The sequence below is a fragment of the Aeromonas sp. S13(2024) genome (genome assembly GCF_041402405.1).
GTDB lineage: Bacteria > Pseudomonadota > Gammaproteobacteria > Enterobacterales > Aeromonadaceae > Aeromonas > Aeromonas veronii.
Map to the genome: position 1 here is coordinate 279,459 of NZ_JBGLRA010000003.1, position 12,839 is coordinate 292,297.

Here is a 12,839-nt window from a genome sequence, read left to right on the forward strand (position 1 = left end):
GCCCGGCTGACACCGACTTGCTCATTTGATAATTGAAAGGATCCGAGAGATGAAACACTCCTTGATGGTAATGGGGTTGGCCGCCTGTCTGGCATTGAGCGGCTGCCAGAATATGGACACCAAGAAAGTCCTGATTGGTGCAGCTGCGCTGGGTGCCATCGGCGCCGCTGGCTATTACGCCGGGAAAAAGCACAGCGATAACAAACACGACCATGATGGCCAGCATGACGATAGCGATGACCAGCATATGGCCACCAGCAAGATGCCCCGTTACTGCTCGGGGGAAGCAGCCAGCAAATTCCATGTCTCCCCGCGCGATATCACCACCGAGTCGGCAGAAGAGAGTGGCCACAGATACAAGGTCTATGGCCAGTACGAGACCGACGATGATGCGGTCGACTTTACCTGCACCTTCAATCACGACGGTCGCTTCCTCTCGGTCGTTCGCAGCTGATTAGCCAGCGGTTACAGCCAATCACCACAGGCTCCCCATACAGGACACTCACGATGAAACAGCAACGCAGCATGATCGCCAGCCTCATTGCGCTGGCCCTGATCGGCCTCGCGCCATGCGCCGGTGCCGCCAGCGGCCACTCCGGGGTGGATCTGGCCAGCATGGATAACAGCGTGCGCGCGGCGGACGATCTGTTTCGCCACGTCAACGGCAACTGGCTGGCCCAGACCCAAATACCGGATGACATGCCGGGGCAGACCATCGGCAATCTGCTGGCGGACAAGTCGCTGGAGGATCGCAAGGTGTTGCTGGAGGAGCTGCTCAAGCGCCCGCAACAGGCCGGAACCTCTCACCAGCAGATCGCCGATCTCTACGCCAGCTATCTGGATCAGGCCGGGCGGGATGCCAAAGGGCTGACCCCCATTCAGCCGCTGCGCGACGAGATCATGGCCATCCATGATGGCGCCTCGCTGGCCACCTACTTTGCCCGGGTTAACAAGCTGGGGGGCGGCGCTCCCTTTGGTATCGGGTTCATGGCCGACAAGAAACAGCCTGACAGCTACGGGATCTACCTGCAGCAATCCGGCCTCGGTCTGCCGGATCGGGACTACTACCTGAAAGAAGATACCGCCAGCAAGACACTGCGGGCCAGCTACGAGCAGTTCATTACCGCCCTGCTCAACCATGCCGGCGTCGAGGGGGCAAGCGAACAGGCCCATCGCATTCTGGCGCTGGAGACCCGCCTCGCCAGCCTGCAGTGGGACAGAGTCAAGCTGCGGGATGACAACCTCACCTACAACAAACTGCCCATCGCTCGCCTCAGTCAGTTGCTGCCCACCCTGGATTGGCAACGCTACCTGACAGAGGCCGGTATCGCCGGGGAAACGGAGACCATCGTCAGTGAGCCGGACTATCTGGAGAAGCTGGCCGCAGTGATGCAGGAGACCAGCATCGCGCAGTGGCAATCCTACTGCCTGTTCCATCTGCTACGCACATATGCGCCCTATCTCGACAGCCAGAGCAATGCCCTGCACTTCGCTTTCTACGGCACAACCCTGAGCGGCATCCCCCGGCAACGGGAGCCCTGGAAGCAGGCCATGGAGGTGCTGGACGACTATCTGGGTCAGGCGGTGGGCAAACTCTACGTGGATCGCTACTTCCCGGCCGAAGCCAAGGCACAGATGGCGACCATGGTGCGCAATCTGATCGCTGCCTATCGCCAGGAGATCGGTGGGCTCGACTGGATGTCTGCACCGACCAAGCAGCAGGCGCTGGCGAAACTGGAGAAGGTACGGGTCAAGATCGGCTATCCCGACCAGTGGCAGGATTACAGCGCAATCGAGATCCGTCCCGATGATCTGGTCGGCAATGCCCAGCGCGCGGCCACGGTGCGTTACAACGAGCACCTTGCCCGCCTCCATCAACCGGTGGATCGGGAGGAGTGGTTCGACAATCCGCAGACGGTGAACGCCTACTACAGCCCGAACAACAACGAGATCGTCTTCCCGGCAGCCATACTTCAACCGCCCTACTTCGATCTGAAGGCGGATGATGCGGTCAACTATGGCGCCATCGGCGCGGTCATCGGTCACGAGTTGAGCCATGGTTTCGATGATCAGGGAGCCAAATTCGATGGCAACGGTGCCTTGCACAACTGGTGGGCTCCGGACGATCTCAAGGAGTTCACCGCCAGAGCGCAAAAACTGGCAAAACAGTACGACCGTTTCGAGCCCACCAAGGGGGAGCATGTCAATGGCCAGCTGACCCTTGGCGAGAACATCGGCGATCTCGGCGGCTTGACCATCGCCCACAAGGCGTACCGGCTCGCCCTAGGCAACCGCCAGCCAGCGGTGCTCGATGGCTTCACCGCCGAGCAGCGCTTCTTTATCGGCTGGGCGCAGGTGTGGAAAGGGAAGTACCGGCCCGAGCTCGCTGCCGTTCTGCTCAAGACAGATCCCCACTCGCCGCTGGAGTACCGGGTCAATGGCGTCGTCGCGAATATGCCGGCCTTCTATCGCGCCTTTGCCATCAAGCCGGGAGACAAGCTCTATCTGCCACCTTCCGAGCGTGTGAAGATTTGGTGACCACCAGTAGGGGCCCTGGCCCGAAAAGCTCCAGCAGATGGACCACCTCCACCTGAGCTGAAGATGACCGACACAGGGAGTGTCTGTTTTACCCTGCCTGGTTTTCCCGACCCACATGTGCCTGACCATGTGGGTTTTTTTGACCCTTTTGCCTCGCCGCTTCTCCTCAGCCTGCCCAGCTTTCACCCGATACGGCCACGGCAAACAACCCCGCCATTTTCTCGCCTTTGCCATTGGCTGAAAAACCGGCGGCGTAACCACCATAAATCGGTTTACCACCACACTGGTCTGACCTATGGTAAAGCATATAAAAGATGCATCGTGGAGCTGCTTTTCCTATGAATGACCGAGAACTGCAACAGATCCTGTTTCGCTCCTTCGATGTGATCCCGCTGCCTATTCTGGTGTCCGAATCCATTGCCCGTCACGATGGCTGCTCACCCGACATGATCCCTCAGCGGCGCCACCGCTTCCTGAATAAAGCCTTTATTGAGCAGTTGGGCTACAACCTTAACGATCTGCCGGACATGGCCTCCTGGTTTCAGGTCGCCTACCCGGATGAAGGGTATCGCCGCACCATCATCGACTCCTGGCACTCCCAGGTGGAACAGAGCTTGTCGCAAGGGCTGGAGGTCGCCGAGATGCCTGCGCTGATCCGCTGCAAGAGCGGTCAGTCACGCTGGTTTATCGTCACTGCCCAGCTGGGAGCCGATGCCATCCCGGATGGCCATATCGTCACCTTTCGCGATATCCACGACCTGCAGTGCATGGTGGAAGAGGTGAGCCGCCTCTCCTGCACCGATCCGCTCACCGAACTGACCAACCGGCGTGGCGCCCAGCAACAGTTGCAGGCCCTTTGGTTGCAGGGTGAGCCCCTCTCGGTGGTGTTGGGAGATATCGACCATTTCAAGCAAGTCAATGACCGCTATGGCCACCCTGCGGGCGATGCCGCGCTCTGCGCCGTCGCCCACGCCATGGCGAGCCAGCTGTTGCCGGGGGAGAGTCTGGCCCGTTGGGGCGGAGAGGAGTTTCTGCTGATCCTGCCTGGTTGCGATATTGAACAGGCAGCACGGCGCGCCGAACACCTGCGCCAGCATGTCAGTACCACCCGCTTGCCATGGCAGGGGAAGCAGCTATCCCTCACCATCAGTCTGGGGTGTGCCAGCATGAAGGGGCAGGAGGGCATCGACTATCTGCTGATGATGGCAGACCGGGCCCTTTATCAGGCCAAGGATCAGGGCCGTAACCGGGTTGTCATCTCGACGGAATAGAGTGATCACCAGAAAGGAAAGCCGACTCGCGGCCATAAAAAAACCGAAGCACAAGGCTTCGGTTTTTTACTGCGCAACTGGCGTGAAGCCAGCCGGGCATTACTTCTTGATACGGATAACCGGGGTCTCGCCCACAGTCACGGCACCAGTCATTTTGATCAGCTCTTTGATCTCGTCCATGTTGGAGATGACAACCGGAGTCAGGGTAGACTTGGCTTTCGCTTCCAGAACGGCCAGATCGAACTCGATGATGGTGTCGCCGCGCTTGACCTGTTGACCTTCCTGAGCGATACGCTTGAAGCCTTCGCCTTTCAGTTCAACGGTGTCGATACCGAAGTGAACGAACAGCTCGATACCGGAGTCGGATTCCAGAGAGAACGCGTGGTTGGTCTCGAAAATCTTGCCGATGGTACCATCGCACGGCGCAACCATCTTGTTGCCAGCCGGCTTGATGGCGATACCGTCACCAACGATCTTCTCGGCGAAGACAACGTCAGGCACATCTTCGATCGGCACGATTTCGCCAGACAGCGGAGCAAAAATTTCGATGCCGCCGGTGTCAGAGCTATCGTCGGAAACCAGTTTCTTCAGTTTATCAAACAGACCCATATAAAGCTCCTAGAGATGATTTGTCGCTGTTTGCAGCCGATCTTAGCAGACTGCTTTCTGCTTAATAAAGTTATCTACGCATGCTTCGATTTCAGCGGCGGTGGCAAAGCTCAGTGCTTGATCAGCCATTGCCTTCACATCTTCGAAGTTGGTGTTGCGGATAAGCTTCTTGATACGCGGTACAGAGATGGCGCTCATGGAGAACTCATCCAGACCCATACCCAGCAGCAGCAGGGTAGCGCGCTCGTCACCAGCCAGTTCACCACACATACCGGTCCACTTGCCTTCGGCGTGGGACGCATCGATAACCATCTTGATCAGGGTCAGGACGGAGGGTGACAGCGGGTTGTACATGGCGGAGATCATCTCGTTACCACGATCGACAGCCAGAGTGTACTGGGTCAGGTCGTTGGTACCGATACTGAAGAAATCCACTTCCTTGGCCAGATGATGAGCCATCACGGCAGCGGCCGGGGTCTCGATCATGATACCCACTTCGATGGATTCATCAAAGGCTTTGCCTTCGGCACGCAGTTCGGCTTTCAGCGTCTCTACGGTGGCTTTCAGGCTACGGAACTCTTCGACAGAGATGATCATCGGGAACATGATGCGCAGTTTGCCGAAGGCAGAGGCGCGCAGAATGGCCCGCAGCTGAGCGTGCATGATGTCTTCGCGGTCGAAGAAAATACGCACGGCACGCCAGCCCAGGAAGGGGTTCATCTCTTTCGGGAAATTCATGTAGGGCAGCTCTTTGTCGCCACCAATGTCCATGGTACGCACGATGATCGGCTGATCCGGCATCGCTTCGGCCACTTCTTTGTAGGCTTTGAACTGCTCGTCTTCGGTCGGCAGCGCGTCACGGTCCATGAACAGGAACTCGGTACGGTACAGACCCACGCCTTCGGCGCCATTGCGGATGGCACCTTCGGTATCCTTGACGGTACCGATGTTGGCGCACACTTCGACCTGATGACCATCCAGCGTGATGGCGGGCAGATCTTTCAGCTTGGCCAGCTCATCTTTCTCGGCCTGGAACTGAGCCTGGAACTTCTTGGCTTCGGTCAGCTGTTCAGCGGTCGGATTGATGATGATCTGGTTGTTGATCGCATCCAGCACCAGCATGTCACCGTTCTTGACGCGCTCGGTGATGTCGTTGGTGCCTACCACGGCTGGCAGCTCCAGGGAGCGGGCCATGATGGAGGTGTGAGAGGTACGGCCACCGATGTCGGTGACGAAACCCAGCACATATTTCAGGTTGATCTGAGCGGTTTCAGACGGGGTCAGGTCTTTGGCGACCAGGATCACCTCTTCGTCGATGGTGCTCAGGTTGACAACGGCGATGCCCAGTACGTTCTTGACCAGACGGGTACCGATGTCACGGAAGTCGGTAGCGCGTTCGCGCAGATAAGGGTCATCCAGCTCGGCCATCATCTTGGCGTACTGTTCGATCACCTCATAGATGGCTTTGTCAGCGGAAGCCTTGTTCTCTTTGATGAAGGATTTGATATCCCCTTCCAGCTCCTCATCTTCGAGCAGCATGATGTGGCCTTCGAAGATGGCCTCTTTTTCCTCACCGAAGGTGCGACCGGCCATCTCTTTGATGGCTTCCAGCTGGGTAGCTGACTTGGTACGAGCTTCGAGGAAACGGTTGATCTCGGCATCAATCTGGTCAGCAGAGATTTTGCCCTGATTGATAACGATTTCATCTTCTTTCAGAAGAAGCGCCTTACCGAATGCGATACCGGGGGACGCAAGAATGCCAGATATCATAATCCTTCCTATTAAAACGACTGTGGGGGAGGAATCTAAAGCTGGATTACTCCAGCTCGTCCATCAGGGCAACCAGCTTCTCAACAGCTTGCTGAGCATCCGGGCCATCAGCCTGGATAGTTACGTTGGTACCTTTGGTCAGGCCCAGGGTCTGCAGCTTGAACAGGCTCTTGGCGCTGGCGGACTTGCCACCGGAGACCACAGTGATCTCGCTTTGGAATTCTTTGGCTTCTTTCACGAACTGAGCTGCCGGACGGGTGTGCAGGCCGTTTTCAGCAGTAATAACAACAGACTTCTCGTACATGGTTTCACCCCATATTATTGATATTTTTTGGTGGATTGGTCGTTTTTGAAGCAACCTGACCCACCGTGTCAGTATGGATATGTTGTAAAGTAACGAAAGCAGACCCGCAATGGTTTAATCCAGGTCAAGTTTCTGTGCAGTAATCGGCGCGCTGGTTGGCAATTTTCAGTTATTGGGCTACAAGCCGCATCAGGACTGGCCTGAAATTATTTTATAACGAAAAATAACACTTTGTTACTTTGTGATACCCAGCCAGCAAACACCGCGTGACGCCGCACAGGATATGAGATTTAGAGCGGAATGTCTGCTTTTTTTCTCACTCCGGAACTTGTTATTTTACCCCAAAAAATAAGGATCAAGTGACACTAACAGGGGTTGAGTCTAGCCCATAAAGAAGCGGCGCTCCTGGGAGCGCCGCTGTTTTGAAAGATTCCGATCAGTTACTGCTGCAGTTCCTGCTCGCTGAACACCCCGGCAAACAGGGCGCTGGAGAGGTAACGTTCCGCCGCACTCGGCAGGATGACCACTATGGTTTTGCCCGCAAATTCCGGCAGCTCGGCAAGACGGCTGGCAGCCACCACCGCAGCACCGGAGCTGATACCGGCCAGGATCCCCTCCTCCTCCATCAGGCGACGGGCCATCTCGATGGCTTCATCGCTGGTCACCTTCTCCACCCGATCGATGAGGGAGAGGTCTAGGTTGCCCGGGATAAAGCCGGCGCCGATCCCTTGGATCTTGTGGGGGCCCGGTTTGATCTCTTCTCCGGCCAGCTTCTGGCTGATGACCGGCGACTCGGCCGGTTCGACCGCGACAGAGACCACCGCCTTGCCCTGGGTCTTCTTCAGGTAGCGGGAGACACCGGTAATGGTGCCGCCGGTACCGACCCCGGCCACGAACACATCCACTTCGCCGTCAGTGGCATCCCAAATCTCGGGGCCGGTGGTCTTTTCGTGGATCTCCGGGTTGGCCGGGTTTTCAAACTGTTGCAGCAACACATACTTACCCGGCTCGGACTCGAGGATTTCGTTGGCCTTGGCAATGGCCCCCTTCATGCCGAGCGGCCCTTCGGTCAGCACCAGATTGGCACCGAGCGCCTTGAGCAACTTGCGGCGCTCCAGGCTCATGGTGGCCGGCATGGTCAGGGTGATGGGATAGCCGCGAGCTGCCGCGACAAAGGCCAGAGCAATACCTGTGTTGCCGCTGGTGGGCTCGATGATCTCCTTCCCCTTGGTCAGGATACCGCGCTTCTCGGCATCCCAGATCAGGTTGGCACCGATCCGGCACTTGACGCTGAAGCTGGGGTTGCGGCTCTCGATCTTGGCCAGCACGCGACCTTTGGTAACACGGTTGAGACGAACCAGCGGGGTGTGACCGATAGTCTGGCTGTTGTCCTCAAAAATTTTGCTCATGGCGCTATCCCTGTGTTTGTTACGACGATGAAACAAGATTACCCTGTGGTTTCTGAATGAGAAGTGACTATTCGTTATAACCATATGGTATTACAACATATAGAGCTTATTCTCTCTGGCCCCTGACTCAGGGCGCCAATCGTCAAAGGAACCGACGTTATGGGATTTTCAGGAAGCAGCCAGTATCTCGCCTCCGATGCATTGAAGATGGCGGTCAATGCCGCCATCACCCTCGAAAAACCGCTGCTGATCAAAGGGGAGCCGGGCACCGGCAAGACGGTACTGGCAGAAGCGGTCGCCGACCATCTCGGCACCGATCTCATTGCCTGGCATATCAAGTCCACCACCAAGGCTCAGCAGGGACTCTACGAATATGATGCGGTGGCCCGGCTGCGGGACTCCCAGCTCGGCGACCCCAGAGTGGCCGATATCAGTCACTACATTCGTAAAGGCAAGTTGTGGCAGGCCTTCAGCGCCGAGCAGCGACCTGTGCTGCTGATCGACGAGATCGACAAGGCCGACATCGAATTCCCCAACGATCTGCTGCTGGAGCTGGATCGGATGGAGTTCGACGTCTACGAGACCGGCGAACGAGTCAAGGCGCGACAGCGGCCTGTGGTCATCATCACCTCCAACAACGAAAAAGAGCTGCCGGATGCCTTCCTGCGCCGCTGTTTCTTCCACTACATCCGCTTCCCCGACAAGGCCGAGATGCAGGCCATCGTCAAACTCCACTACCCCGACCTCAAGGAGAGCCTGCTTGGCGAGGCAATGGAGCTCTTCTTCGAGCTGCGCGAGGTAGAGGGACTGCGCAAGAAACCCTCCACCTCGGAGCTGCTGGACTGGATCCGCCTGCTCTTGGCCGACGATATCGCCCCCGAGGCAATGCGCGCCCGCGAGCCCGGCAAGCTGGTGCCCGCGCTCTATGGCGCCCTGCTCAAGACCGAGCAGGACCTGCATCTCTTCGAGAAGCTCGCCTTTCTGGCCCGGCGCGGCAGCTGACCCATGCTGATCGACTTTTTTACCCATCTGCGCCGCCACAAGCTCCCCTGCAGCCTGCGCGAACTGCTGGACTTGCACGCCGCACTGGCTGCCCGGCTGGTTGCTGTCGATATGGAGGAGTTCTACCAGCTCTCCCGCTGCCTGCTGGTAAAAGACGAGGCCCACTACGATCGCTTCGATCGCGCCTTCGCCGAATACTACGAGGGGCTGGAAGCCATTCCCCTGCTGCCGGAGAGCCTGCCCGAGGAGTGGCTGCGCAAGGAGTTCGAGCGACTGCTGAGCCCAGAGGAGAAGGCGCTGCTCAAATCCCTCGGCGGACTCGACAAGCTGCTGGAAACCCTCAACCAGCGCTTGCGCGAGCAGAAAGAGCGCCACGCCGGCGGCAACAAGTGGGTGGGAACCGGTGGCAGCAGCCCGTTTGGCCATGGCGGTTTTCACCCCGAGGGCGTTCGCATGGGTGGAGAGGGGCAGCACGGCAAGGCGGCCAAGGTATGGGAGGCCCGTCACTATCGCAACTTCAGCGATGACTCGCCGCTTGGCCAGCGCGCCATTCAGCTCGCGCTGCGCAAACTCAGGCGTTGGGTGCGCAGAGGCAATCCCGACGAGCTGGATCTCGACGACACCATAAAAAGCTCTGCCCGCCAGGGCTGGCTCGATGTGAAGCTGCGGCCCGAGCGCCACAACGGGGTGAAGCTGCTGGTTTTCTTCGATGTGGGGGGCTCCATGGATGCCCACGTGGCAGAGGTGCAGCGCCTCTTCTCCGCGTTGCGCCACGAGTTCAAGCATCTGGAGTACTTCTATTTTCACAACTGCCTCTATGACTTCGTCTGGAAGGATAACGCCCGCCGCTTTGAGGAGCGGTTCGATACCCTGCGCCTGCTGCGCACCTACGGCAGCGACTACCGGGTGATCCTGGTGGGGGATGCCACCATGGGCCCCTACGAGATCACCTGGCCGGGTGGCAGTGTCGAGCTGTGGAACGAAGAGTCGGGTCAGGTGTGGCTCACCCGCTTGCAGCAGCACTTTCCCAAACTGGTGTGGATCAACCCCACCCCACGGCGGGAGTGGCTCTGGCATCCCTCTATCAAGCTGATGAATGACGTGGTTGGCGGGCGGATGCATCCGCTGACCCTGGCGGGTCTCGCTGCGGCGATCGACCAGCTGTAACCCTCTCTACCCTATAAACCGACAAGCCGGGAACGCACCCGGCGAGGAGCAAAGATGACCTCTATCGTGATCAGTGGCTCAGGCCTCTATACCCCACCCTTTGCCGTCAGCAATGAAGAGCTGGTGTCCGCCTTCAACCAGTATGTGGATCTCTACAACGAGGAGAACGCCTCCGCCATCGACGCCGGCCAGCTCCCCGCCAAGCAGCACTCCAGCTGCGAGTTCATCGAGAAGGCCTCCGGCATCAAGAGCCGTTATCTGGTGAGTCGCGAGGGTGTGCTCAACCCCGACATCATGCAGCCGCTGCTGGCTGAGCGGCCCGATGAGATGCCCTCCATCATGGTGGAGATGGCGGTGGCCGCCGCCGAGCAGGCGCTGATCGCCGCCGGCCGCGAGCCCGGCGAGATCGATCTGGTGATCGTCGCCGCCTCCAACATGCCGCGCCCCTATCCAGCGCTGGCCATCGAGCTGCAGCATTATCTGGGTGCGAGCGGCATGGCCTTTGACATGAATGTGGCCTGCTCGTCTGCCACCTTCGGCATCAAGACAGCCGCCGACATGCTGGCGGCAGGCACCGCCAACGTGGCGCTGGTAGTCAATCCGGAGATCTGCTCGGGGCACCTCAATTTTCGCGATCGGGATAGCCACTTTATCTTCGGCGATGCCTGCACCGCGGTGCTGCTGGAGCGAGCGGAAGATTGCAAGGTGGCCAACCCGTGGCAACTGGTAGCCAGCAAGCTGGTGACCCAGTACTCCAACAACATCCGCAACAACTTCGGCTTTCTGAACCGGCTGAGCCCGCGCACCCGCTACAGCGACGACAAGCTGTTTCGCCAGCAGGGGCGCAAGGTGTTCAAGGAGGTGTTGCCGCTGGTGTGCGATCAGATAGCCAACCAGCTCGATGAGCAGGGCTGGCCCGCCGAGAGCCTGAACCGGCTCTGGCTCCATCAGGCCAACCTCACCATGAACCAGTTCATCGGTCGCAAGCTGCTGGGCCACGATGCCAGCCAGCAGGAGGCGCCGGTCATTCTTGATAGCTATGGTAATACCAGCTCGGCGGGTTCCATCATCGCGTTTCATCTGTACAATCGCGACCTTCCTGCGGGGGCTCGCGGCGTACTGTGCTCCTTTGGCGCTGGCTACTCCATAGGTAGCCTGCTGCTGCGGCGCCTGTAATGGCGGGCCTCCCGCCGACATAACAATAACCAGCAACATGGGTGGGAATATGCAGAGGATCACGGGGCGTTGCGCCCTGCACTACGGGGTAACCCTGTCACTATTTTGTCTCTATGGCTGGCAGGTTTGCCCGTTTCTCGAGAGTCTCACCCTGCCCCAGTTGCTGGGGCCAACCCTGGTGACGTTCGCCATCATGTTCGCCGTACGCAATTGGCTGCTCTCAAGGCGGCCCCTGCCGCGCAACGGGCTGGACGGGTTTGGACTGGAGGTGGGTTTCTACCTGCTGGGAGCACTGCTGCTCTCGGGCTACAACGCACTGGCTCACGACTTTCCACTGGAGAGTCACCTCAAGGTGCTGCTAGGGATGACCACCCTCGGCTTTCTGGTGGCGGCCGACCTGACCCTAGAGCGGGATTGGAATCGGGCCAGAACACGGCAAGCCGAGCAGAGCCTGGCGCTGAGCCACCCGCTGGCCATGCCGCTGCCACGCAAGTTCACCCTCTTTACCCTGGCGACCCTCACCCTGCTGGGGGGCGTCTTCTTCTTGCTGTTCAACAAGGATCTGGAGTGGCTGGTGACGGTGGAGCGCAGCCTGCCGAGGGTCGATGCCCAGCACTACATCCTGTGGGAGATCGCCTTCGTAATGACGGTGACCTTCTGTTATCTCGCCCTCATTATTCACGGTTATGGTCGCAATCTCGGCCTATCCCTGCGCCAGCAGACCAGCACCATGGCCAGAGTACAGTGCGGTGACTTCGACGCCCGGGTGCCGGTCACCCGGGATGACGAGTTTGGCCTTATCGCAGCCAGCACCAATCAGATGATCGGCGAGCTGAAATCCCGCAGCGACGAGCTCAACCTGACCCGTGATGTGGCCATCCTCGGCCTCGCTTCGCTGGCGGAGACCCGGGACAACGAGACCGGCGCCCATATCATCCGCACCCAGAACTACGTGAAGGCACTGGCGCAATATCTCAGTCGCAACGACCGGGATCGCTACCCGCTCGATGACGCCACCATCGACCTGCTGTTCAAATCGGCGCCCCTGCACGATGTGGGCAAGGTGGGCATTCCAGACGCCATCCTGCTCAAACCGGGCAAGCTGACCGGCGAGGAGTTCGCCATCATGAAGCGCCACCCGCAGATCGGCGCCGATGCGCTGGCCAGTGCCGAGGCGCAGCTGGGCTCCAACTCCTTCCTGCGGCTGGCCCGGGAGATCTCCCTCACCCACCACGAAAAGTGGGATGGCAGCGGCTATCCGGCAGGGCTGGCGGGTGAAGATATTCCTCTCTCTGGGCGCTTGATGGCGGTGGCGGATGTCTACGATGCGCTCATCTCGAAGCGGGTCTACAAACCCGCCTTCAGCCATGAGGAGGCGAAAGAGATCATCGTGAAGGGGAGCGGCAGCCATTTTGATCCCGGCATTGTCGCGGCTTTTCTCGCCTGCGAGGCGCAGTTCAGGGAGATTGCCGCACAGTTTCAGGATCACCACTGAGCAGGCGCATCCCGACCCTTTGCCGTGATGGCTGACAGGGCACACGTGTCATAAAATGCGCGCAAGCGGCATGCGCCACGTCGGGCCGATATTGATAT

11 protein-coding genes are annotated in these 12,839 nt (G+C 58.9%); 7 read left to right on the plus strand and 4 right to left on the minus strand.

The features are described 5' to 3' along the window. Positions 1 to 49 precede the first annotated feature (49 nt). The 3 genes from ACB042_RS06965 to ACB042_RS06975 all read left to right on the plus strand — a co-directional run bounded on the left by ACB042_RS06965 (position 50) and on the right by ACB042_RS06975 (position 3,809). Complete coding sequence (locus ACB042_RS06965) at positions 50 to 454, plus strand: hypothetical protein (protein ID WP_371178120.1); 405 nt, start codon at positions 50 to 52, stop codon at positions 452 to 454. A gap of 53 nt (positions 455 to 507) precedes the next feature. Beyond that, positions 508 to 2,538: a M13 family metallopeptidase gene (locus ACB042_RS06970; RefSeq protein WP_371178121.1), complete on the plus strand. Its 2,031-nt coding sequence runs from the start codon at positions 508 to 510 to the stop codon at positions 2,536 to 2,538. Between the two features lie 338 nt (positions 2,539 to 2,876). Further along, complete coding sequence (locus ACB042_RS06975; protein WP_371178122.1) at positions 2,877 to 3,809, plus strand: diguanylate cyclase domain-containing protein; 933 nt, start codon at positions 2,877 to 2,879, stop codon at positions 3,807 to 3,809. A gap of 99 nt (positions 3,810 to 3,908) precedes the next feature. Here the strand turns inward: ACB042_RS06975 and crr are convergent, their stop codons facing one another. The 4 genes from crr to cysK all read right to left on the minus strand — a co-directional run bounded on the left by crr (position 3,909) and on the right by cysK (position 7,901). Then, positions 3,909 to 4,418 carry a PTS glucose transporter subunit IIA gene (crr, locus tag ACB042_RS06980; protein ID WP_005338264.1) on the minus strand — a complete coding sequence of 170 codons (510 nt, stop codon included), beginning with the start codon at positions 4,416 to 4,418 and terminating at the stop codon, positions 3,909 to 3,911. Between the two features lie 42 nt (positions 4,419 to 4,460). Then, positions 4,461 to 6,188, minus strand: a complete 1,728-nt coding sequence (gene ptsI, locus ACB042_RS06985; protein ID WP_021229076.1) for a phosphoenolpyruvate-protein phosphotransferase PtsI — start codon at positions 6,186 to 6,188, stop codon at positions 4,461 to 4,463. Between the two features lie 46 nt (positions 6,189 to 6,234). Then, the gene (locus tag ACB042_RS06990; protein WP_005338266.1) at positions 6,235 to 6,492 is read right to left on the minus strand and encodes an HPr family phosphocarrier protein; all 258 of its coding nucleotides are present in this window, start codon (positions 6,490 to 6,492) and stop codon (positions 6,235 to 6,237) included. 440 nt (positions 6,493 to 6,932) lie between these two features. Then, complete coding sequence (gene cysK / locus ACB042_RS06995) at positions 6,933 to 7,901, minus strand: cysteine synthase A (protein ID WP_047440293.1); 969 nt, start codon at positions 7,899 to 7,901, stop codon at positions 6,933 to 6,935. Between the two features lie 159 nt (positions 7,902 to 8,060). On the opposite strand from cysK, the gene ACB042_RS07000 reads away from it, so the two are divergent. The 4 genes from ACB042_RS07000 to ACB042_RS07015 are packed head-to-tail and all read left to right on the plus strand — an operon-like array spanning position 8,061 to position 12,741. Next, positions 8,061 to 8,903 carry a MoxR family ATPase gene (locus ACB042_RS07000; RefSeq protein WP_005350058.1) on the plus strand — a complete coding sequence of 281 codons (843 nt, stop codon included), beginning with the start codon at positions 8,061 to 8,063 and terminating at the stop codon, positions 8,901 to 8,903. 3 nt (positions 8,904 to 8,906) lie between these two features. Further along, positions 8,907 to 10,070: a VWA domain-containing protein gene (locus tag ACB042_RS07005; RefSeq protein WP_279485906.1), complete on the plus strand. Its 1,164-nt coding sequence runs from the start codon at positions 8,907 to 8,909 to the stop codon at positions 10,068 to 10,070. Positions 10,071 to 10,124: 54 nt separating this feature from the next. Further along, on the plus strand, positions 10,125 to 11,246 hold the full coding sequence (locus ACB042_RS07010) for a beta-ketoacyl-ACP synthase III (RefSeq protein WP_371178123.1): 1,122 nt from the start codon (positions 10,125 to 10,127) through the stop codon (positions 11,244 to 11,246). A 49-nt stretch (positions 11,247 to 11,295) separates the two neighbouring features. Further along, entirely contained in the window at positions 11,296 to 12,741 is a 1,446-nt protein-coding gene (locus ACB042_RS07015; RefSeq protein WP_371178124.1) for an HD domain-containing phosphohydrolase, read from the plus strand. The last annotated feature ends 98 nt before the right edge of the window (positions 12,742 to 12,839 follow it).

Coding starts and splice junctions, on each gene's coding strand:
- ACB042_RS06965 (WP_371178120.1), top strand. CDS start 50: ATGAAACACTCCTTGATGGTAATGGGGTTGGCCGCCTGTCTGGCATTG.
- ACB042_RS06970 (WP_371178121.1), top strand. CDS start 508: ATGAAACAGCAACGCAGCATGATCGCCAGCCTCATTGCGCTGGCCCTG.
- ACB042_RS06975 (WP_371178122.1), top strand. CDS start 2,877: ATGAATGACCGAGAACTGCAACAGATCCTGTTTCGCTCCTTCGATGTG.
- crr (WP_005338264.1), bottom strand. CDS start 4,418: ATGGGTCTGTTTGATAAACTGAAGAAACTGGTTTCCGACGATAGCTCT.
- ptsI (WP_021229076.1), bottom strand. CDS start 6,188: ATGATATCTGGCATTCTTGCGTCCCCCGGTATCGCATTCGGTAAGGCG.
- ACB042_RS06990 (WP_005338266.1), bottom strand. CDS start 6,492: ATGTACGAGAAGTCTGTTGTTATTACTGCTGAAAACGGCCTGCACACC.
- cysK (WP_047440293.1), bottom strand. CDS start 7,901: ATGAGCAAAATTTTTGAGGACAACAGCCAGACTATCGGTCACACCCCG.
- ACB042_RS07000 (WP_005350058.1), top strand. CDS start 8,061: ATGGGATTTTCAGGAAGCAGCCAGTATCTCGCCTCCGATGCATTGAAG.
- ACB042_RS07005 (WP_279485906.1), top strand. CDS start 8,907: ATGCTGATCGACTTTTTTACCCATCTGCGCCGCCACAAGCTCCCCTGC.
- ACB042_RS07010 (WP_371178123.1), top strand. CDS start 10,125: ATGACCTCTATCGTGATCAGTGGCTCAGGCCTCTATACCCCACCCTTT.
- ACB042_RS07015 (WP_371178124.1), top strand. CDS start 11,296: ATGCAGAGGATCACGGGGCGTTGCGCCCTGCACTACGGGGTAACCCTG.